Consider the following 21,270-nt stretch of genomic DNA (forward strand, 5'->3'; position numbering starts at 1 on the left):
CGCCCGCGATGGGTCATTTCAGCTTCTGTGAAAAGCATATTTATAGGGGTTCTCGCGGGCGCTTAGCCGTCTCCGTACTCCGCCCCCAGTGCTCCCTCACGCCGTTGTGACATTGCGGCATTCCGCTGTGCAATCGAATACGGTCGCCGCGATCAGTGACGAGCGACCAGCACAGCTCCAAGGGGGGACATGGTAGACGGCATCCGTATGGCGCTCGCCGCCGTATGCGGCCTGGGCTGGACCATCGCGTACGTGCTGGCGGTACGGACCGGGTTGCGTGACAAGACGTACTGCATTCCGCTCGTGGCGCTCGCCATGAACATCTGCTGGGAATTCCAGTTCGTCTTCTTCAGGTCCGCCGAACACATGTCGGGCAGCAATTCCGAGGTCGGAAGTGCCGAAGTATTCATCGGCATCATCTGGCTCATCGTCGACTGCGGCCTGCTGTACACCGTTTTCCGATTCGGCCCGAACGAGTTCCCCTACCTGCCGCGCCGTGTCTTCTACGCCGGCTTCGTCGTCGTGCTCGGCCTGGCCTACGCGGGGATCGAGGTGCTCTCCCGGGAGTTCGACGACGGGGACGTGGTCCTCACCAGCTTCGGCATGAACGTGGCCATGTCCGGGCTCTTCCTGGCGATGCTGGCCGTCCGGCAGTCGAGCCGGGGCCAGTCGATGGGCATCGCCGTGGCCAAGTTCGTCGGCACCACGTCCACCTGTGTCGTCTGGTTCTTCGACACCTCGGTCTACCCGGGCCCCTGGCTCCCGTACTGCACGGTGGCCTGCGTCCTGCTGGACGTCGCGTACATCGCCGCCCTCTCCGCCGTACTGCGCCGGGAGCGCGAGAGCGGCCGGCTCGCCGGTGAACGGCCCGAACTCCGGGACATCGAAAGGAATGCTTCGCTGTGACGAACACCAACCCTTCGACAATCGTGCCCACGTTCACCGCCGAGCCCCTGACGGAGAACTGCCAGGAGGTCTCCGCGCAGGGTGAGCATGTCCTCGTGGGGGTCTCGCCCGGCAACAGCTACTTCAGCGAGCAGCGGCTCACCGAACTGTTCCGCTGGGCCGGCAGCCTCTTCCGGCGGGTGGACGTGATGATCCCGGACTCGGCACAGCGCCACACCTGGCTCGCGCTCGGATACCAGCCCAATCGGGCGCGCCGCAAGTCCCACGCGGAATCGTCGCGCATCCTGAACCGGGCCAACCGGGCCTGGCAGGCGGCGGAGGTGCCCGGCGTGGAGTTCGGCGCCTACCGGCTCTCCGAGATCGAGGAGCGGCCCAGTTACCAGGAGTTGCTCCGGGAGAGCGAGAAGGCGTTGGCCGACGACCCCGAGACGCGCGAGAGCTACCACCGGGTGGTGCGCAAGGTGCTGCGCAACCACCTGGCCGGGGCCGAGCCGACCGAGGAGCAGGCCGCGGAGGCCGCCCGCTACCTGATCGCCGAAACCCCCTTCCTCATCAGTACGCCACAGATCATGGGGGTGAGCAGCTCGACCGCCATCTACCAGCACCGACTGGAGTTCGTCGACCGGATCTACGCGGGGCAGACGCCGCTGCGCCGGAACGCGCGGCAGGCGTTCGTCGTCGCCCGGCCCGTGTCATGACCCGCCGGGAACTGGACGCGGCCGAGATCCGCGACCCGCTCCTACGGGAGGCGTACGCGCTGTGCGAGACGGTCCTCCAGGAGGAGAACCACGCGTCCCACATCTGGATGCGCGACCAACTGCCGCCCGACCGGCGGTCGTACTGGGACGCCATGATCGCCTTCTGTGGGCACGCGGACGACCTGGTGGACGCGCTCAACGTGCCGCTGGCGGAGCGGCTGCGCCGCTACGACGCGTTCACCCAGGACTTCTTCCGCATGCTGCACGCCACGCGGCGGGCCGACCCCGCCACCGTGCTCGGCCCGCTGCCCGGTGCGCCGGGCCAGCGCTCCGCCGGGGACGGGGTGCGCCTGGTGTCGCTGGCGTTCTGCGACTTCATCCACACCTGGCGGCTGTGCGAGACGGGCGTGCGCCAGGCCGGCCAGGCGCTGCGGACGGACATCACCACCGAGGCGTACGACACGGCGCACGCGCTGGAGGAGTACATGCTCGGCGTCAGCGGCGAACCCGCGCGTTGGCTCGCCGTCCTGCTCGGGCAGCGCGGTCAGGATCTGCCGGACGGGGCCGAGAACGCGGCGATATCGTGGGGGTTCGGGCTCCAGACGCTGGACTTCCTGCTCGACATCGAGGAGGACCTGCGTCTGGGCAAGCTCTACGTCCCCCTCGATGATCTGCGCCGCTGCGGCCTGGAACGCGCCGAGTTGGAGTCGACCGTCGCGGCCCGACAGACCTCGCAGCCACTGCGTGACCTGGTCGGCTGCCAACTGGAGCGGGTGCGCCGCTACTTCACGGCCGCCGAGGGCTGGCTCGACCAGGCCCGCCCGGCGGGCTGGGAGGCGATCCGGGACTCGCTCACCGAGGGCTGGTCCACGGTGGACCGGCTCGCCCGCTGCGACCACGACGTCTTCGCCCTGACCACCGAGTCGACGTAACCCGCGGGGCGGACCCCCTTGAGTCCACGGGGCGTACCCCCGCGGGCCGGAGGTGTAGTCCCCGGGTCGTAGCCCGGGGGACGTCACCCCGTAGCCCCGTCGTCGTACGGTCGCGGGCTCCGCCCCGGCGCGGGGTGCGGGCGCCGCGCCCCGGCTCGCGCCCCGCCCCGCGCGTCGCCGCGCCCGGGCGGTCGCCCGCTACCGCGCCCCCAGCACCGCCTCCCGCCGGGGGCGCGGCGCCCTTCCCGCCGACTCGCGTACGCGTACGGGTACCCGGACCCGTACGCGTGCGGCTCCGGTCAGGCGCCGTGCACGTACGGCGTGGTGGTGGCCAACTGGGCGAAGCCCAGACGGTGCAGGATGGGGCGGCTGTCGTCGGAGGCGTCGACCTGGAGGTAGCGGTAGCCGCGCTCGGCCGCGACGCGGGCGCGGTAGGCGATCAGGGCGCGGTAGATGCCCCGGCCGCGCCAGGCCGCCACCGTGCCGCCGCCCCACAGGCCGACGAAGTCGGTGCCGGGGTAACACTCCATGCGGGCCGCGCACACCGGCTCGTCGCCGGCCATGGCGAGCACGGCGACCATCGTGTCCGTGCCGTCGGCCAACTGCTCGATGAGGCGGTGGTGCAGCCGCGTCGCGTCCGTCCCGAACGCCCGCGCGTGGACGTCCGCCATGAGCCGTACGTCGGCCGCGTCCCGGACCGGGCGCAGCGTGACGCCCTCCGGCAGCGGGACGTCGCCGGTCATCCGCTCGACCTCCGTCACCATCAGCGCCTCGGCCGGTTCGGGCACGAAGCCCGCCGCCAGCAGCCGCTTCCCCAGGTCGGCCGGCTCGTCGTAGTCGTACAGCTTCCACTCGAACTCCACGCCGGCCGCGCCGAAGTGGCGCACCTGCTCGGCGATGGCCGCGTCGGCCGTCTCCGGGGTCAGCCGCGACCAGAGGACGCCGTTCCAGCCGTCGGTGGTGCTGGTCTGCCGGACGATGTCGGCCATCCGATCGACGCGGGAGTCGGCGCCGTCGGGCGGCACGCCCTGCCGCAACTGCCGGTCGAACTCCACCCGCAGCGCCTCCCGCCGGGCCGCGTCCTGGGAGGCGGGCGTGTCACGGGCGGGGTCGTCGTGCGTGTGGTCGGCCGCGCGCTCGCGCGGGTCGCCGTCAGGGGTGGGGTGTGCCTCGCTGTGTTCCATGCGGCACACCCCAGCACCCGCCGCCCCGCCCGGCAACGCGATTTCGCCCGCGCGGGCGCGCGGCCTACCCGGGCCCGTACGCCGGACCGCCCCGGCGCGTACGCCGGAACCGCTCCGGCCCGTACGCCGGCCCAGGCCGGACCGGCGGCGAAAAGCGCTGGTCGACCCCGCCGGCCCGCGCTACGGTGCACCGCATGAAGCGCGCCGCGAACACGACGACGCCGGACGGAGTCCCGGCGCGCTGACCGTTGTCCGCGACACCACAGCCCCGGGGCGAGCGCCCCGGGGCTGTCGTCGTGGGGCTCGGGCCCGCACGGCGGCCCACTCGCTCGCCCCCGCACGCGAGGAGACCGCCATGCACGACGCCATGCACGACGCCCCAAACGACGCCAAGCACGAGGCCCTGCACGACGCCAAGCACGACCACCGTTCGCTCGGCCGCGAGCTGGACCTGTTCGACACCGACCCGCTGATCGGCGCGGGCCTGCCGTACTGGCTGCCGGCCGGCGCGACCGTACGGCACGCGCTGGAGGAGTACGTGCGCGACATCGAGCGCCGCGCCGGCTACCAGCACGTGTACTCGCCCGTGCTCGGCAAGCGGGAACTGTACGAGATCTCGGGGCACTGGGCGCACTACCGCGACGACATGTACCCGCCCATCGACGTCGGCGGCGAGCAGGCCGTACTGCGCCCCAGCCTGTGCCCGCACCACGCGCTCATCTACCGTTCCCGCCCCCGTAGCTATCGTGAACTGCCGCTACGCATAGCCGAGTTGGGCGGCATGTACCGCTCGGAGCTGTCCGGGGTGCTCGGCGGGCTGACCCGGGTGCGGGCGATCCAGCTCAACGACGCGCACGTGTTCTGCGCCCCGGAGCAGGTCGCCGACGAGGTGCGGGGCGCGCTCGACCTGATCGGGCGGGCCTACGCGGCGCTCGGCATCACCCCGGCCCGCTACCGGCTCTCGCTCCCGGGCGCCGGCCAGAAGTACGCCGCGGCCCCCGAGCCCTGGCGGCGCGCCACCGAGCTGCTGGTCGAGGCGCTGGAACGGTCCGGCATCGCGTACGAGGCGGAGCCCGGCGAGGCCGCGTTCTACGGGCCGAAGATCGACGTGCAGATCGCCGACGCGGCGGGCCGGGAGTCCACCCTGTCCACCGTGCAGGTCGACTTCCACCAGCCCGAACGGTTCGACCTGCGCTACGTCGGCGCGGACGGCGCGAAGCACCGGCCGGTGATGGTGCACCGCAGCGTCGTCGGCAGCGTGGAGCGCGCCGTGGCCCACCTCATCGAGGTGCACGGCGGCGCGTTCCCCGGCTGGCTCGCGCCCGTGCAGCTCGTGGTCCTGCCGGTCACCGACGCGGAGGTGGACCGGGCGCGCGAGGTCGCGCGGCAGTGCCTGGAGCGGGGGCTGCGGGCCGAGGTCGCCGAGCCGGACCGGGGGACCCTCGGGGCCCGCGTCCGGCAGGCCCGGCTGGTCCCGTACCAGGTCGTCATCGGGGCCAGCGAGGCCGCGGCGGGACAGCTCGCGGTGCGGTTGCGGGACGGGCGGCGCTTCGCCGCGCAGCCCGTCGACGCGGTGATCGACCGCGTCGTGGCCGCCGTCGCGGCGCGCGGCGCCGAGCTGTGGGCGGCGTAGGGGTTACGTCATCGAGGGGGCCCCGCCGCCCACCCCACCCCGTACGGCGCTGCGCACCTCCACCGCCCACCCGCCCGCACGGCCCCCACGGCGCGAGGCCCGCGACCGCTCACCGCGGTCGCGGGCCTCGGCTGTCCGCCCACGGGCCACGGAACACGGTCCGTGGGCGCGGCGCGTCACCTCACGATCGTGACGCGGTCCGCCTTCGGCGGCGCGAGCGGGGCGTCCGGCGTGGAGTTGGCCGTCAGGTACGCCGTGAAGACGTCCAGGTCGGACGGGCCGACCAGCTTGTTCTTGCCCTCCTTGAGGACCGGGAAGCCGTCGCCGCCGCCGGCCAGGAACTCGTTGACCGCGACCCGGTAGGTCTTCTTCGCGTCGATCGGCTCGCCGTTCAGCCGCACCGAGTCGGTGACGATCCGCTCCGCGCCCGCCTTGGTGAGGTCGAGCGTGTAGGTGAGGCCCCTGGAGACCTGGAGGACGCGCGGCTGCCTCTCGTTGACGCCGCTGACCTGCTGCCGCAGTACGGTCAGGAGCTGCTCGCCGGTCAGGTCGAGCACGTTGGTCATGTTGGTGAACGGCTGCACGGTGAACGCCTCGCCGTACGTCACCACGCCGTCGCCCTCGTCGCCCGACGCCTTGTGCGCCAGGTCGGCGCGGATGCCGCCGGGGTTCATGAACGCGACCTGCGCCCCGCCCTTGTCGGCCGGCGCGAGCCCGGCGAGCTGCGCGTCGCTGATCAGGTCGCCGAGCGGCGTCTCGTACGCGTTCAGGCCACGGCCCGGGATGTCGGCCGAGATGTAGCCGACCGGCCGGTTCGCCACCGGCGCCGCCAGCGCGTTCCAGCGCTTGATGAGCGCCGTCATGTCCTTGGCCCTGGGCTGCTCCCGGTCCACCACGTGGTTGGCGGACTTCACGCTGGTGCGCACGATGTCGCGGGTGAGGCGGTCGTACGTCAGCGTCGTGTCGGTGTAGAGCCGGCCGAAGGACGCGGCCGACGTCACCGTGCGCGGCACGCCGTTCGGGTCCGGGACGGAGCACGCGTACGCCTGGTGCGTGTGCCCGGTGACCAGCGCGTCCACCCGCGGGCTCAGGTTCCTGGCGATGTCCACGATCGGGCCGGAGATGCCGTCGCCGGGGCCCGGGCTGTCGCAGTCGTAGTCGTACGAGCCGGAGGCCGGCATGCCGCCCTCGTGGATGAGCGCGACGACCGAGTTCACGCCCTGGCGCTGGAGTTCCCGGGTGTACTTGTTGATCGTCTCGACCTCGTCGTGGAACTTCAGCCCCTTGACGCCCTCGGCCGTGACGACGTCCGGCGTGCCTTCGAGGGTGACGCCGATGAAGCCGATCCGCACGCCCTCGCGCTCCCACACGGTGTACGGCCTGAGGATCGGCTTGCCCGTCTTCTCGCTGGTCACGTTGGCCGCGAGGTAGGGGAAGTCGGCGCCGGGGAACCGCTTGCCCTCCTCGTAGCAGCCGTCCTTGGGGTGACAACCGCCGTTCTGTATCCGCTTCAGCTCCGCCGAGCCCTCGTCGAACTCGTGGTTGCCGACCGCCGAGACGTCCAGGCCCAGCTTGTTCATGGCCTCGACGGACGGCTCGTCGTGGAAGAGGCCGGACAGCAGCGGGCTCGCGCCGATCATGTCGCCGCCGGCGGCGGTCACCGAGTAGCGGTGGCCCTCGCGCGCCTCGCGCAGCGAGGTGGCCAGGTACTCGACGCCGCCGGCCGGGATCGCCTTGGTGGTGCCGTCCGGCTGGGTCTGGGTGACGGTGCCGGCCGAGCCCTGCGGGGGCTCCAGGGTGCCGTGCAGGTCGTTGAAGGAGAGCAACTGGACGTCCACGGTCCGGCCGTGGTCACCGTGGCCGCTGTGGAGCGCGCCGCGCGCGGTGGTCTCGGTGTCGGCGCCCGCGGGCAGGGCGGTCGCGAGCACGCCCGCCGCCGAGGCCAGGACGGCCGCGGTCGCGGCCAGTCTGCGCGCCACGCGACGCCGTTCGGGTGTGGCTGGCATGGGCTTCCCTTCGAAGCTGCGGGTGCGGCGCGGCGGGACCGGCCGGCCGGTGGCGTACCGGATGCCGCGCGAGGTCGGGCCGCAGCTTACGGTTGACGCGCGTAGCGGGTCAGGGGTGTCGAGGTGACGAGTTGGTTGCGCCTTGGCGCGTGGCGCGGGCCCGTCGGACGGGAGTGACCAGCGGGTCCGGAGTGACCCGGGTGACGGCTCCCTGGGGCGGCGGGGCGCGGGGTCGTAGGCTCGGGCGCATGACTGACGTGGTGGATGAGCCGGGCCGGGCGCGGCGGATCGAGATCGTGGACGAGCTGCCGCCCGAGGTGGCCGGCGAGGTGCTGGAACTCATCGCGGAGGCGGCCAGGAACGACGGCCAGCCCGCCGTCTCCGAACAGGGCAGGCTGCGGCTGCGCGGCGGCGGCCGGGAGGGCGTGCGGCACCTGGTGCTGCGCGGCGAGGACGACACGGTGGTCGGCTACGCGCAACTGGAGGGCACGGACCCGGTGGAGCCGCCCGCCGCCGAACTCGTGGTGCGCCCCGGCCGGCGCGGCCACGGGCACGGCCGGGCCCTGGGCAACGCCCTGCTCGCCGAGACCGGCAAGCGACTGCGGATCTGGGCGCACGGCGGCCACGCCGCCGCCCGGCACCTCGCGCAGGTGCTCGGCCTCGCCCTCTTCCGCGAGTTGCGCCAGCTCCGCCGCCCGCTGGGGGAGCCGGCGCTGACCGAGATCCCCGAGCCGACGCTGCCGGCCGGCGTGACCGTGCGCGCCTTCGTCCCCGGCGAGGACGACGCGGCCTGGCTCGCGGTGAACGCGGCGGCCTTCGCCCACCACCCCGAGCAGGGCTCCCTGACCCAGCGCGACCTGGACGACCGCAAGGCCGAGGCGTGGTTCGACCCGGCCGGCTTCTTCCTGGCCGAGCGCGCGGGCCGGCTGGTCGGCTTCCACTGGACGAAGGTGCACGCGGAGGAGAACATCGGCGAGGTCTACGTCGTCGGCGTCCACCCCGACGAGCAGGGCAGCGGCCTCGGCAAGGCGCTCACCGCCATCGGCCTGCGCCACCTGGCCGGGCGCGGGCTGCCGACCGGGATGCTGTACGTCGACGCGGACAACGTGCCGGCGGTCACCGTCTACGAGCGGCTCGGCTTCACGACGTACGAGACGGACCTGATGTACCGCGCGGAGAGCTGACCGAGGGGCCGGGGCGGGGCGGGCCCAGGAGGCCCGCCGCCACCCGCGGCGGGGGCCCGCGGCCACCCACGGCTTGCGCGTGACCACCTTCCGTGCTTGGCCGCGTGCATCAGTGCGCCCGCACTCCGTCCACACAACCCCGTGCGCACCCGTACGCCCCTCTCGCCCCTGCGTCGCCGCGCCGCGACACCGACAGCGCCGCCGAAACCCGCCCAGGAGCGGCCTCCGGGGCCCGTCTCGCGACGCCGCCCCGCGCCCGGTCCCGACACTCGGATGGCCGAAACGCCGGGGTGCGCCGCTCGGTTGGTCGCGGCGGGACGCGTCGCACGCGTGAAAGCGCGGGCGCCGGGCACATACCCGGGGCGCCGGCAGGGCGCGGGAGCGCGCGGAGTGCGCGGGCCCCGGGCGGCGCGGCCGTCCGGGGACGTGTCATGGCCACCCTGGCGAGGGGACCCGCTTGCCTGACAGCCATGTGCCCGTTACCGGCGATTCAACGTCGCTTGCGAGCATCGCTGAATGCAGCCCGCTGTGCCCAATGCCCGCAACCGGAGGCTCCAGGCAGTTCCGCCTCCCGCTCCCGTCGCCGAGCCCGCACGGCTCGATGCGCGGGAGAATAAGGACATGCAGCAGTCTTCCGGGGAACGTGCCCCTTACCCCCACGAAACCAGCGCCCCCGCCCCGGCCCGGCCGCAGGGCCAGGGGACGACCCAGGAGACCTCCCCGCACGGCGCGGGCGAACCGTCCCCGCGAGCGGCCCGCCCCGACGACGAGGCACCGCACCCCGGCACCGGCCCGCACGCCACCACCCCACCCGTGGTCCCCACGAGCAACGGAGCACTGGCCATTCACGGCGCACACGGTACGCCCGATACCGACCAGCAGGGACGCCCCGCCCCCCAGCCCTCCATCGGCTCCATAGCCGCGCACCGCCCCCACGCGGTCGGCGCCCCGCCCGTGCGGGACCTGGAGCCGGACATCGACGCCGACCTGGACGCGTACGAGGCCCAGGACGGCGACGAGCTGCCGCAGGGCCGGTTCCTGGACCGCGAGCGGAGCTGGCTGGCGTTCAACGAGCGGGTCCTCGAACTCGCCGAGGACCCCAACACGCCGCTGCTTGAGCGGGCCAACTTCCTGGCCATCTTCGCCAGCAACCTGGACGAGTTCTTCATGGTCCGCGTCGCGGGCCTCAAGCGCCGCATCGCCACCGGCGTCGCCACCCGCTCCGCCTCGGGCCTCCAGCCGCGCGAGGTGCTCGACCTGATCTGGCACCGCACCCGCGAACTCATGGCCCGGCACGCCGCCTGCTACCAGACGGACGTCGGCCCGGCGCTCGCCGACGAGGGCATCCACCTGGTGCGCTGGCGGGAGCTGACCGAGAAGGAGCAGGAGCGGCTCACCGCGCTGTTCAAGCAGCGCATCTTCCCCGTGCTCACGCCGCTCGCGGTGGACCCGGCGCACCCGTTCCCGTACATCTCGGGGCTCTCGCTCAACCTGGCCGTCGTCGTCCGCAACCCGGTCAGCGGCCACGACCACTTCGCGCGGGTCAAGGTGCCGCCGCTGCTCAACCGTTTCCTTGAGGCGTCCGCGCAGCGCTACGTGCCGCTCGAAGACGTCATCGCGGCCCACCTGGGGGACCTGTTCCCGGGCATGGACGTGCTGGCGCACCACATGTTCCGGGTGACCCGCAACGAGGACCTCGAAGTCGAGGAGGACGACACGGAGAACCTGCTCCAGGCCCTGGAGAAGGAACTCATGCGCCGCCGCTTCGGGCCGCCGGTGCGCCTCGAGGTCGAGGAGACCATCGCCCCGTACGTGCGCGACCTGCTGGTGCGCGAGCTGGACGTGACCGAGTCCGAGGTCTACCCGCTGCCCGGGCCGCTCGACCTGACCGGGCTCTTCAAGATCGGCTCGCTGGACCGGCCCGAGCTGAAGTACCCGAAGTTCGTCGCCGGCACGCACCGGGACCTCGCCGAGGTCGAGTCCGCGTCGCCGCCCGACATCTTCGCGGCGCTGCGCGAGCGCGACGTGCTGCTGCACCACCCGTACGACTCGTTCTCCACCTCCGTGCAGGCGTTCCTCGAACAGGCCGCGGCCGATCCGCACGTGCTGGCCATCAAGCAGACCCTGTACCGCACCTCGGGCGACTCGCCGATCGTGGACGCGCTGATCGACGCGGCCGAGTCCGGCAAGCAGGTGCTGGTCCTGGTGGAGCTCAAGGCGCGCTTCGACGAGCAGGCCAACATCAAGTGGGCCCGCAAGCTGGAGGCGGCCGGCTGCCACGTCGTCTACGGCCTCGTCGGCCTCAAGACGCACTGCAAGCTGTCGCTCGTGGTGCGGCAGGAGGGCGAGTCGCTGGTGCGCTACTCGCACGTGGGCACCGGCAACTACCACCCCAAGACCGCCCGGCTGTACGAGGACCTCGGCCTGCTGACGGCCAACTCCGAGGTGGGCGCCGACCTCTCGGACCTCTTCAACCGGCTCTCCGGCTACTCGCTGCGCGAGAACTACCGGCGGCTGCTCGTCGCGCCCAAGTCGCTGCGGGACGGGCTGATCAAGCGGATCACCAAGGAAGTGGCCAACCACCGGGCCGGCAAGCCCGCGTACGTCCGCATCAAGGTGAACTCGATGGTGGACGAGGCCATCATCGACGCCCTGTACCGGGCCTCGCGGGCCGGCGTGCCGGTCGACGTGTGGGTGCGCGGCATCTGCGCGCTGCGCCCGGGCGTGGCGGGCCTCTCCGAGAACATACGGGTGCGCAGCGTGCTCGGCCGGTTCCTGGAGCACTCGCGGGTGTTCGTGTTCGGGAACGGCGGCGAGCCCGAAGTCTGGCTCGGCAGCGCCGACATGATGCACCGCAATCTGGACCGGCGGATCGAGGCGCTGGTCAGCGTCGTCGACCCCGCCCACCGGGCCGCGCTCAACCGACTGCTGGAGACCGGGGTTTCGGACTCCACGGCGTCCTGGCGCCTGGGACCCAGCGGCGACTGGACCCGGCACGCCGTGGACGCGGACGACCGGCCACTGCGGCACGTACAGGAGATGCTCATCGACGCCCGGAGGCGCCGGCGTGGTTCAACAGCGACATGACCTGGCGGTTGAGGTTACGGGGGCCAGGCAGGGACCCGTCACCGGTACCGCCTCCGGTACCAGGGGACACGAAATGACGGACTACGCCATGGGCTCAGCGGTCACGAGCGGCGACCAGGGCCAGGCGACGACGGCGGGCGACGTGCTCTCCCGCTACCTGCACGCACAGGCGGGGGACTTCCTGCGGAGCCTGCGGCTGCACCGCGAGAGCGGTTCGGACGCGGAGGAGGCGGTGGAGGCGGCCCGGCTGCTACGGCAGTCCGCGCGCCGCATCAGCGGCGTGCTGCACACCTACCGGCCGCTGACCGACCCGGTCTGGGCCGACCAGCTCCGGGCCGAACTCGCCTGGCTGTCGGGGATGCTGGCGCGCGAGCACGCGTACGCCGCCCGCCTGGCCCGACTGCGCGGCGCCCTGCACCGGCTCTCCGGCGCCCCGCTGCCCGAGCAGGGCGCCGACCGGCCGGCCGACCCGCCGCCCGGACCCGGCGCCGGCCGGGCGCGGGTGGTCGGCACGGACAACGGCGCCGCGCCGGGCGCCGCCGGGCGCACCGCGCGGGGCGCGCGCAGCCACGGCGCGAGCGCCGCCGGCGCGCCGGCCGTGTCGGCGAAGCTCCCGGCCGACGGCGCGGGCGGGCGCGCGGTCCGCGCCGGCCGCCTCGGCGAGCAACGGTCCCGCGACGCGCAGGCGGCCCGGGGCGGCCGGGACGGGCGCGAGGCGCTGCCCGGCGAACGCGCCGGAGCCGCCCGCTCGACCGGCCGCGCCGCGAGCGCCGGCACCGCGACCCCGGGCCCGGCCGGACCGGTCGGCGGCCCCGCCGGCACCCGGGGCGAGGCGGACGAGGCCCGCCCGGGCGCCCTGACCGTCGGCGCCGCCCGCGCCGGCGCACTCCTGGAGCGCCAACTCACCCTCGCCAGGACCCGCGCCCACACCGCCGCGCTCCAGGCCCTCGGTTCGTCCCGCTTCCACGCGGTCGCCGACGCCGTCGCCCTCCTGGCCTCCGACGTCCCGCTGATCGCGTCCGCCGCCGACGAGCCGGCCGACTCCGCGCTCCCGCCACTCGCGGAGCTGGCCCACCGCCGCCTCCTTGAGGCCATCGACGCGCTGCCCCTCGGCCGCGCCGGCCACCCGTACAACGCGGAGGCCCTCACCCACGGCCTGGCCGCCACCCCCAGCGCCGACGCCCCACCGGCCAGCGAGGCCCAGGACGCGCCGTGGCACCAGGTGCGCCGGCTGGTACGGATCGGCCGCTACGCCCTTGAGGTGCTGGACGAGCACCAGCCGCTGGGCACCGGCCCGACCGAGGCCGAGCCCACGCTCGCCGTCCGCCTCCTCGCGGCCAGCCAGGCCCTGGAACGGCACCGCGACGCGGCCGAGGCGGCAGCGGCGGCGGCAGCCGCGGCCCGCACCCCGCGCATCGCCCCGGCCACGGCGTACGCGCTCGGCATCCTGCACGCGGACCAGCGGCACGAGGTGGAGGCGGCCAGGTTCGCCTTCGGCCGCATCTGGCAGCGGGCGGCGACCACGCCGTGACCGAACCCGGGGCCGCCACCGGCCCGATCCGCGCGGCGGGCTGCGTCCTGTGGCGCCGCTCGCCGCGCGGGGCCGGCCTGGAGATCGCCCTCGTCCACCGGCCGCGCTGGGACGACTGGTCGCACCCGAAGGGCAAGCTCAAGCGCGGCGAGGACGCGCTGCGCGGCGCCCTGCGCGAGGTCGCGGAGGAGACCGGCATGGACTGCGTGCCGGGCCCGCCGCTGCCCAGCACGCACTACGTGGTGGACGGGCGACCCAAGGAGGTCCGCTACTGGGCCGCCCGCGCGCTGGACGACACGTTCATCCCCAACCGCGAGGTGGACCGCCTCATTTGGCTCCCCCCACCCGCCGCCCGCGCCCGCCTCACCCAGCAGCGGGACCGCGACCTGGTGGACGCCCTGCTGGTGCTCCTCGCGGAGAGCGGCGAGGCTTCCGGGGAGTAGGGCCCCGGCCGTCCCTCACCCGCTGCGCAGCACCCGGAAGCGGTCGGGCCGCGCCGGGTCCCGGTCCACGACCCGCACCGGCGGCCAGGCCCACTGCCACACGCCGCTGCCGGCCGGCCGGGAGAACCGCACCGTCCCGCGCGTCCCCGGCGTCGCGACCCGCGACCACGCGGCGGCGATCCCCGCCCGGTCCACCCCGTGCGTACGCAGCACGTCGGCGAGGACGAGAACGGCGTCGTACCCCTCGTACGCCACGAACGACGGCTCCCCGGCGAGCCGCGTCCGCAACGCCGCCTCGACCCGCACCCCGAGCGGGGTGAGCCGCTCGGGCAGGTACCGCAGGAACGGCACCCCCGCGCCCTCGTCCCCCAACAGCGCGGCCCACTGCGCGAACTCCGGCTGCCCGGCCGGCGCGCCCACCGTCACCTCGGCCAGGCGCGGGTCCCGCCGTACGGCCCTGACGATCGACACGGCCGGCTCCGGGAAGCCGACGAGCAGGAGCAGCGCCGTGGCGCGGTGCTGGACCAGCGCGTCGCAGACGGCCGCCGGGTCGAGCGCCCGCGCGTCCAGCTCGACCACGGTGCCGCCGCGCGGGGCGAGGTGGTCCCGCAGGACGCGCGTCCCCGAGGCCCAGTACACGCTGGGTTCGGCCGCCACGGCGACGCGTCGGTGGCCCGCGTCGAGCAGCGCGTCGGCGTAGATCCGCCAGCCGTACGACTGCGCCGGCGCCAGCCGCGCGACCCACTGCGTCGGTTCCTCGGTGAGCCCGTCGAGCACCGCCGACGAGCACAGGAACGGCACCCCTCGTGCGTCGGCCTCGGCGGCGGCGGCCCGCGCGACGACGCTGTGGTACTCCCCGACGACGGCGGCCACCCCGAGCCCCGCCAACTCCGCCACCGCCGCCGAGGCCCGCTCCGGATCGGCGGCGGTGTCCCGCACCACCAGCTCCAACGGCCTCCCGCCGACGCCACCGGCGTCATTGACGTCCCGGACGCCCAACTCGGCCCCAGCGATCAGGTGCTGACCGGCCTCGACCCAGCCGGGCGGGGTGAGCGGTGCCAGGGCCCCGACCCGAATGCTCGCTGGTGCGGAGCGGTCCGCTCCCTGGGGCGTTGGCGGTGGTGTCGCGTTCATTGCGCTGGCTCTCCCCGTGTGGACGCTTCGGCTGCCGCCAGCATCGTCGATCACTTCGCCGAGCGTGAAGGTCCAGGGAGTGTGAAGTGGCCTGCTCACCGGCCCGCTCACCGGCCTGCGGCGTCGCGGGCTGACGCTGCGCGGTCTGAGCGGGTCCGGGGGCTTCTCGAGCTGGCCCGTCCGGCGCCGGGCCGGGCGGTATCGCGCCGGGCGTACGGTCTCGGGGGTTGTCGGCCCGTTCAGCGTCGGGCGTGCCGGATCGTCAGCCGCCCGAAGCCCATGCTCCCCGAGATGTGGATCTTCACCCCACCGGGGCTCCGGGGCCGACGCGGAGGCTTGTACGTCGTGTCCTTCCACCCCGTCTCCAGGCCCTCGACATCCACGACCGCGTCGCGCGGCACCGTGATCTTCGCCCGCCCGGTGCCGAGCCGCAGCTCGATATCGACGGCCGCATGCTCGATGACCGCCCGCGACAGATCCAGACGCACCCTGCCGAACGCGGACTCGACCTTGAGTTTGCGCGGCACCTGCCACACCCCACGCCGCTGAATCCGCCCACCGGCGGCCCCGATCGTGGACGTGGTGACCGCCTTCTCCGCCGGTAGCGAGTCCAGCGCCGCGGCAAGCTCCGGCCGCGTGGTGACGACAAGCACCTGGTCGAGGCGTGTGTCCAACTCCTCGTGCGTGAGGTGCCCTTCGGCGTACGCCTCCCGCAGCCGCCGCACGGCCGCGTCGCGGTCATCTTCACTGATCAGTGGCGGCCGATCGGCCGGCAGAGCGGTCACCTGTTCACCCTACTTCCGCCGCGCGCTAGGGAGGCGTCAAGGTTGGTGGGGGAGGGGTAGCGAGTGCCCTGCCATCTACGGGTACAGCCGCTTGACCATGATGCCGAAGACGGGCGAGTCCTCGAACGGCTTCTGCTCTCCCACCTTCTCGTAACCCCACCGCTCGTACAGCTCCACCACCTTGGGGTGCGCCACGTCGACGAGCAGTGTCGCGACCTCGTCGCCACGGCTGCTCACGACCGCGTCGTGCAGCCGCTGCGAAGTGCCCGTCTTACGCCACTCCTTGAGCACGAGCAGCTCGGAGAGCCCGAAGACGGGCACACCTTCGAGCATGGAACTCGGCCGCTCGGAGCCCTTCCACCAGCCACCCGGGGCGAAGGACGCTCCGTACGCGAATCCAGTCGGAACCTCGTCGTCGAAGCCGACGACGCACGACCACGACGGCTTCCCGCTCCACCTGTCGTAGAACCAACTGAAGCGCTCGCGGGAAAGGAAGGGGTCGCTTGAGCCGCTGTGAACGGCGCTGTGGAGGTCCAGGACGGTCTCGCGAATGGAGGCCGCGTCGGCGCTGGTGTACGTACGTCAACGCATTTCTGGCTCCTTCTCGAAAATGTGCACCGATGCCCATGAGGCAACTGCCACTGGGTCGCATCGTTACCGCCCCTACCAAGCGTGACGGCCGTCGTGCAGGTACGTCGTTCGCCCGCCCGCGTGCAAGCTGGTCATGGCGGCGTTGAATCGAGTCCGTAGGCGGTCGCTGAGAAGTCCCTGCGCGACTGCCTGGGTGACGAAAGCGACCTCGGAAAGCTCTTCGTCGCAAGGACCTATCGTTCCCGCCTCGCGTGCACCCAGCGTGCCGCCGTCGAAGACAAAGGCGAGCTGATCGTCCCAAGGCCCATGTGGGGCGACCCAATCGACCACCAAGAGCCCGTACAACGTGATGTCGAGCCCCAACTCCTCACGCAACTCCCGTCTCGCCGTCTCCTCTGGTGGCTCGTTTGCTTCGGCCATTCCCCCCGGTAGGTCCCAGCCCGGCTTGTACGTGGGGTTGACCAGGAGCACGCGCTCCTCCGCATCACGTAGCAAGACGTCAGCTGCCACACGCTTTCGCGCCTGGCGGGCGTTGCCTTCGGCGAGGTGAGCATGCCACGCGACCGGATCGGCGGGTGTGGGCTTCATATCGTGGCGCCTTTCCCTACGCGTGCACTTCGGCCAACAACATCCGCAACGTGAGCGAGTGCTTCGCCGGCGGCAGGGCTTCCATGGCCGCCCGCGCGACCGCAATCCCACCGGCCCTGTCCCCGGAACGGGCCAACATCAGCCCCTGGTGAAGTGCCAGGTGGGTGGCGAACCGGGGAAGCGTAGCGGGGAGTTCGCGGTGTGCTCGTTCCTGCGCTTCGACGGCGCCCTTCTCGTCCCCGAGGCGAGCCAGGAGGAGGGACCGGAAGACGTTCAGCCGCCAGTACGGAACGGCGTAGTCCGAGGTCTGTTCGTACGAGCCCACCGCGTCGAAAACGCGCTGCCCACGGGCATCGAGTGCGAGCGCCGCAGCGTGGTCGCCCCGCAAGGCCGCCGCGTGTGCTTTCCCGTAGATGGCGTTGAGGAGGCCGAGCGAGGGCCGGTCCGAGATGGCCACCGCCTGGTCGGCGATCATGTCGGCCACCGGCAGCGAGGCCCCCTCGTACCCCAGGGCGACAGCGGCCCGCCCGCGCACCCACACCCGCGCTGACTCGTCCCCCGACTCGTCTGCGGCCCTGGCCGCCATCCGATACCAGTAGACCGCCTTGGAGCCGTCCGAGCCGGGGAACGTCTTGGCGTAGAGGGTCATGAGCCGTGCGGCCACGGACCAAAGCTGGGGTGCGTCCAACTGTTGCTGTACGACTACGAGTTCCCCGGATACGCGCCGCTGAATATCGGCCGCACCCATGGACATGTAGTCCGTGCCGTAGGCGGAGAGCTTGCCCTCCCAGTCGTCTGCCGACGGGCCCCCGCGAAGCCGGGCGGCGAACCCTTGGGACAGCAGGTCCGAGGCCACCACGGGCGCTATGGCGACGCCGGCGACATCGGTGAGAAAGGTACGCCGCTCCATTTCGCTCTCCAGGACAGCTAGGGGGACGTCAAGGACCGCCGAAAGGGCGCGTAGATAGAACGCCCCCGGCTCATGCTTCGAACACTCCCAGCCGCTCACGTACTCCCGGCTCAGTGTGGTCCCGAACTGTTTGTTGATTTCCGACGCCAAGCGCCCCTGCGACCAGCCGAGCGCCGAACGTAGCTCGCGGATCAGTTCCCCGATGCCCATGGGGCCATCTTGCCTCCGCGCGTGGGGCTCCGGCAGCCCAAGTGGTCCTCGCTGGGGAGTTGCCCCTACGTATCGCACTAGGCGCCCCGCGCCGGATGCTGGAATCTCGGTGTCCAGATGGCAGAACGCTGCGGCGACCTATCACATGCGTTGTTTTGTCGCGACCCCAAGGTCGAGGTGGGTACCGCTACGGCCTCCGCACCAGCAATTACACCGTTTGGTGATCGTCCCGCGCGGAACGAAGCGCCTCCACGTCCCAGCGCAGCCTCGCGCCACCGTCCGTACGCACAAGCCCAACACCTCGGATAACTCCCACCACCGGAAAAAAATTCGGAGAGTTCCGTGAATGACCTCGACTGGACTCCACCCCCTTGCGACCGCCTAACCGTGTTGCCCGCCGGCCGGCACTGGGATGCCGTCCGCACCGATACCCGCACCGCACGCTGGGCGTTCGGGTTTCTCGACGCGATCGAGCGCAGCGCCGCGATCGTGGACTCGCGCACGGGCAGCGTGCACTGGCTGGTCCCGCCGGGTGAGGCGGCGCGGGCTCCGTACGACGACTGGGAGCGGTTGCGCCAACACGTCACCGTGCTGACGGCCGGGCCCACCGTGCACTACGTGGGTGTGCCGGCTGGTCACCTGTGTGACGGGGGCGGGCCCCGGTGGCACGTCCCCGCCGCGTGGTCCGGGTCCTACGTGACGCAGTCGCACCTGCTGGCCGCCGTGTTGGGAACCGCCGTGGTGCGCGCGCACGGGCCCGCGGGACTGGCGCCGCAGTGCGCGGTGTGCGGGCGCGCCATGGACCGGGCGTCCATGGTGACCACGGTGGGACGGTTACGCCGGGGCGACCCGCTCCAGCACCTGGAGTCCCACCCGACGTGTGCGCACGCCGTGATGGGCCCCGAGGTGCGGCGGGAGGCAGCGGGGGTGGCCGGGTGGTAGCGCGGAGGCCCCGCTCCGGGGCGTACGCGTGGGCCCCGCCAGCCGGTCGCGGCTTTCATCTGTTGGCCATCGGCGTCCAGTTGGAGGCCGTCCGCGCCCCCGCCGACCTCGGCGCGTGGATGCGGACGAACGGTACGGAGAAGGCCGCCCACATCGCCACGGCCCAGCACGCGGTCTGGCTGCTGCCCGCCGAGGAGGCCGCCGTGTACCGCACCGCCTGGCGCGTGCCCGGCGTACGGCATGTCGCGAGCGGGCTCCTGGCCGTGCCCCAGGCCGGTCGGCCCGAGGTGGGGGCGGGTGTGCGGTGGGTGGTGCCGCGCGGTTGGAAGGGCCGGCACGTGGCCAGCCCTTCCCAACTGGCCACGGACCTCGCGGCGGCGGCACGGGCCGCGTGGGGCGGGGGGTGAGCGCTTGGCGAGTGCGCGGCCACGGATCGACGCGTCGTACCGGCGAAGTACCTGACGGAGAAGGAGCGCCCGTGACGTCCGTCATCGGGGCAAGGCTGTCTCGCGTCGAGCGCCGTACGGAGTTCCTCTGGCTGGATGGCGGCGGCGCTCCGACCCCGTGCTCGCGTGAACCCTGAGGGAACCAGCGAAACCGCATGTGCTTTCGGGTGCAGTTCGTACTACCCATGGCGACCGTTTCGGGTCAGGGTCGCACAGCACTACCCCAGACTCCCGCTGCCGTGGCGCCACTCGGGAGGCGCCACGGCAGCGGGTTAGCAAGCGCACGACAGCGTGGGGGGCCCTCGCGCTGAGGAACGAGGTGTGGAGGGTAAGTGACAACGATCATCGAGGGACCGGCGATCAACCAGGCCCCGCGGCCTACGCAGTTCCTTTGGCTCGACCTCACGAGGCGCTGCCAGCTCAACTGCGTCCACTGCTACAACTCCTCGGACGCGAACGGGTCGCACGGGGAGATGTCGCGCGAGGACTGGCTAGGCGTGCTCGAGCAGGCCGTAGCGGGCGGCGTGCAGCGTGTACAACTCATCGGCGGAGAGCCGATGCTGCACCCTGACGCCCTGGTCCTCGCGGACCAGGCGCTGACGCGGGGCCTGGCCGTCGAGGTCTACAGCAACCTCGTGCACGTCTCTGACGCGTGGTGGACGCAGCTCCAGCGTGAGGGCGCTTCGCTGGCCACTTCGTGGTACTCGGACCGGGCCGACGAGCACCAGGCCATCACGGGGCGCCCCAGCTTCCAGCGAACGCGGAACAACATCGTCAAGGCTGTGCGGCTCGGCACCCCCCTGCGCGCCGGCATTGTGGCGATCACCGAGGGGCAGCGTGTCGAGCAGGCCAAGCGAGACCTAGCGGAACTGGGTGTCACGCGGGTTGGCGTGGACCACGAGCGGCCCTACGGCCGCGGGGCCCAGGACCAGGCACCTGACGTGTCCGGGCTGTGCGGCCAATGCGGGAACGGTAAGGCCGCGATCGACCCCAACGGCAACGTGTCGCCCTGCGTGTTCTCCGCCGAGTGGATGAGCGTGGGGAACGTCCGTACCGCTGAGCTGGTCGATATCCTCGGCGGCCCGGAGATGGCCGACGCGCGGTTGCGTATCCGCCACGCGGTTCGCGGAGGGAAGCTGTGCGACCCCGACAGGTGCGACCCTGGCTGCGACCCCAACGAGGAATGCAGGCCCGGGTACCCGGGCAGCGCATGTCATCCAAGGAACTGAGCATGCAACACGAACGCCCCGGACCAGAGTTCTGGTCTCTCATCCATCCGTTCACGGGAAACCGCACCTCCGTAGGCCGCACCGAGAGGGGCTTTGAGGCGGATCTCACGGCCGTGGTCGAGTGCGAGAAGGGTCCGTTCTTCGTCAAGGCCATGCGCAACCGCCAGGGCGGCCGGCGCAGCTCGATCCTGCGAGAGCGGGCCATTGCGTCCACCGTTCGCCCGATCGCGCCGGCACTCGTGTGGGAAGCGGAAAACGATGACTGGATCGTCCTCGGATACGAAGTCGTCTCCGGGCGCCGAGCGGACTTCACCACCGGCTCTCCAGACCTGTCGGTCGTAGCTGAGCTGATCAATCACCTTCGCACGCTGCCCGCGCCCGACGTGGCGCGAACGTGGGCGGAGAACCGGTGGGATCGCTTCACCGAACCCGAGGCGGCACGACTTTTCCGCGGCGGGACGCTCCTGCACGCGGATATCCACCCCAGCAACGTCATGGTCGGTGACGGGCGTTCGTGGCTCGTGGACTGGTCCTGGCCCACACTGGGGGTCGCGTTCATCGACCCGGCCTGCATGGTCGTGCAACTCATCTCCACCGGTCACACGCCGGCGCAGGCCGAGACGTGGGCCGGTCAATGCGAAGGGTGGGCGAAGGCCGATCCCGCGGCCCTGGACGCCTTCGCTCGCGCCACATACCGGATGTGGGTCACGCGAGCGGAGGGCCGGCCTGACGAGTCATGGCTAGGCGCCATGGTTACGGCAGCTCAGGAATGGACACGGCACCGAGGGCTCACGTAGTCCGAGGCGCCACCAACGCCGTGCGGAGAGTTCA

At 72.5% G+C, this 21,270-nt stretch carries 19 protein-coding genes; 12 read left to right on the plus strand and 7 right to left on the minus strand.

Translation table 11 applies throughout. From position 1 onward, the window contains the following. Positions 1-189 precede the first annotated feature (189 nt). The 3 genes from H7H31_RS19480 to H7H31_RS19490 are packed head-to-tail and all read left to right on the plus strand — an operon-like array spanning position 190 to position 2,536. Positions 190-906: a transmembrane-type terpene cyclase gene (locus H7H31_RS19480; RefSeq protein WP_187061591.1), complete on the plus strand. Its 717-nt coding sequence runs from the start codon at positions 190-192 to the stop codon at positions 904-906. Further along, complete coding sequence (locus H7H31_RS19485) at positions 903-1,604, plus strand: tRNA-dependent cyclodipeptide synthase (protein WP_187061592.1); 702 nt, start codon at positions 903-905, stop codon at positions 1,602-1,604. The genes H7H31_RS19480 and H7H31_RS19485 overlap by 4 nt, the downstream gene beginning before the upstream one ends. Further along, entirely contained in the window at positions 1,601-2,536 is a 936-nt protein-coding gene (locus tag H7H31_RS19490; protein WP_187061593.1) for a squalene/phytoene synthase family protein, read from the plus strand. Before H7H31_RS19485 ends, H7H31_RS19490 begins: the two co-directional genes overlap by 4 nt. A gap of 299 nt (positions 2,537-2,835) precedes the next feature. Here the strand turns inward: H7H31_RS19490 and H7H31_RS19495 are convergent, their stop codons facing one another. Further along, positions 2,836-3,720 (minus strand): GNAT family N-acetyltransferase, encoded by an 885-nt coding sequence (locus H7H31_RS19495; RefSeq protein ID WP_232109963.1) that lies wholly within the window; start codon positions 3,718-3,720, stop codon positions 2,836-2,838. A 367-nt stretch (positions 3,721-4,087) separates the two neighbouring features. Here H7H31_RS19495 and thrS point away from each other — a divergent pair, with 367 nt between their 5' ends. Next, the gene (gene thrS, locus H7H31_RS19500) at positions 4,088-5,353 is read left to right on the plus strand and encodes a threonine--tRNA ligase (protein WP_187061597.1); all 1,266 of its coding nucleotides are present in this window, start codon (positions 4,088-4,090) and stop codon (positions 5,351-5,353) included. 176 nt (positions 5,354-5,529) lie between these two features. Here thrS and H7H31_RS19505 read toward each other — a convergent pair whose 3' ends face one another. Then, positions 5,530-7,359 carry a bifunctional metallophosphatase/5'-nucleotidase gene (locus tag H7H31_RS19505; protein ID WP_187061594.1) on the minus strand — a complete coding sequence of 610 codons (1,830 nt, stop codon included), beginning with the start codon at positions 7,357-7,359 and terminating at the stop codon, positions 5,530-5,532. Positions 7,360-7,607: 248 nt separating this feature from the next. Between H7H31_RS19505 and mshD the strand changes: the two genes are divergently transcribed. From mshD to H7H31_RS19525, 4 genes are all read left to right on the plus strand, one after another. Further along, positions 7,608-8,543 carry a mycothiol synthase gene (gene mshD, locus H7H31_RS19510; RefSeq protein ID WP_187061595.1) on the plus strand — a complete coding sequence of 312 codons (936 nt, stop codon included), beginning with the start codon at positions 7,608-7,610 and terminating at the stop codon, positions 8,541-8,543. Between the two features lie 621 nt (positions 8,544-9,164). Further along, on the plus strand, positions 9,165-11,630 hold the full coding sequence (locus tag H7H31_RS19515; protein WP_232109964.1) for an RNA degradosome polyphosphate kinase: 2,466 nt from the start codon (positions 9,165-9,167) through the stop codon (positions 11,628-11,630). A 73-nt stretch (positions 11,631-11,703) separates the two neighbouring features. Next, positions 11,704-13,161, plus strand: coding sequence for a CHAD domain-containing protein (locus tag H7H31_RS19520; RefSeq protein ID WP_187063217.1), 1,458 nt, complete (start codon positions 11,704-11,706; stop codon positions 13,159-13,161). After that, positions 13,158-13,604 carry an NUDIX hydrolase gene (locus tag H7H31_RS19525; protein ID WP_187063218.1) on the plus strand — a complete coding sequence of 149 codons (447 nt, stop codon included), beginning with the start codon at positions 13,158-13,160 and terminating at the stop codon, positions 13,602-13,604. The genes H7H31_RS19520 and H7H31_RS19525 overlap by 4 nt, the downstream gene beginning before the upstream one ends. A gap of 15 nt (positions 13,605-13,619) precedes the next feature. On the opposite strand, the gene H7H31_RS19530 is transcribed toward H7H31_RS19525, so the two are convergent. The 5 genes from H7H31_RS19530 to H7H31_RS19550 all read right to left on the minus strand — a co-directional run bounded on the left by H7H31_RS19530 (position 13,620) and on the right by H7H31_RS19550 (position 17,822). Next, on the minus strand, positions 13,620-14,738 hold the full coding sequence (locus H7H31_RS19530) for an ABC transporter substrate-binding protein (protein WP_187063219.1): 1,119 nt from the start codon (positions 14,736-14,738) through the stop codon (positions 13,620-13,622). A 239-nt stretch (positions 14,739-14,977) separates the two neighbouring features. After that, a complete protein-coding gene (locus tag H7H31_RS19535) occupies positions 14,978-15,523 on the minus strand; it encodes a DUF1707 SHOCT-like domain-containing protein (RefSeq protein ID WP_187063220.1) in 546 nt (181 codons plus the stop codon). 75 nt (positions 15,524-15,598) lie between these two features. After that, the gene (locus tag H7H31_RS34110) at positions 15,599-15,844 is read right to left on the minus strand and encodes a GNAT family N-acetyltransferase (RefSeq protein ID WP_232109965.1); all 246 of its coding nucleotides are present in this window, start codon (positions 15,842-15,844) and stop codon (positions 15,599-15,601) included. Between the two features lie 342 nt (positions 15,845-16,186). Further along, entirely contained in the window at positions 16,187-16,702 is a 516-nt protein-coding gene (locus tag H7H31_RS19545) for an NUDIX domain-containing protein (protein WP_187063221.1), read from the minus strand. 16 nt (positions 16,703-16,718) lie between these two features. Next, positions 16,719-17,822, minus strand: coding sequence for a helix-turn-helix domain-containing protein (locus H7H31_RS19550; protein ID WP_187063222.1), 1,104 nt, complete (start codon positions 17,820-17,822; stop codon positions 16,719-16,721). A gap of 387 nt (positions 17,823-18,209) precedes the next feature. Between H7H31_RS19550 and H7H31_RS19555 the strand changes: the two genes are divergently transcribed. The 4 genes from H7H31_RS19555 to H7H31_RS19570 all read left to right on the plus strand — a co-directional run bounded on the left by H7H31_RS19555 (position 18,210) and on the right by H7H31_RS19570 (position 21,236). Beyond that, entirely contained in the window at positions 18,210-18,764 is a 555-nt protein-coding gene (locus H7H31_RS19555; RefSeq protein ID WP_187063223.1) for a hypothetical protein, read from the plus strand. Between the two features lie 62 nt (positions 18,765-18,826). Then, complete coding sequence (locus tag H7H31_RS19560; protein ID WP_187063224.1) at positions 18,827-19,171, plus strand: hypothetical protein; 345 nt, start codon at positions 18,827-18,829, stop codon at positions 19,169-19,171. Positions 19,172-19,542: 371 nt separating this feature from the next. Next, positions 19,543-20,439 carry a radical SAM/SPASM domain-containing protein gene (locus tag H7H31_RS19565; protein ID WP_232109966.1) on the plus strand — a complete coding sequence of 299 codons (897 nt, stop codon included), beginning with the start codon at positions 19,543-19,545 and terminating at the stop codon, positions 20,437-20,439. Further along, positions 20,421-21,236, plus strand: a complete 816-nt coding sequence (locus H7H31_RS19570; protein WP_232109967.1) for a phosphotransferase — start codon at positions 20,421-20,423, stop codon at positions 21,234-21,236. The genes H7H31_RS19565 and H7H31_RS19570 overlap by 19 nt, the downstream gene beginning before the upstream one ends. Positions 21,237-21,270 lie beyond the last annotated feature (34 nt).

It is taken from the genome of Streptomyces buecherae (assembly GCF_014295035.1).
GTDB lineage: Bacteria > Actinomycetota > Actinomycetes > Streptomycetales > Streptomycetaceae > Streptomyces > Streptomyces youssoufiensis.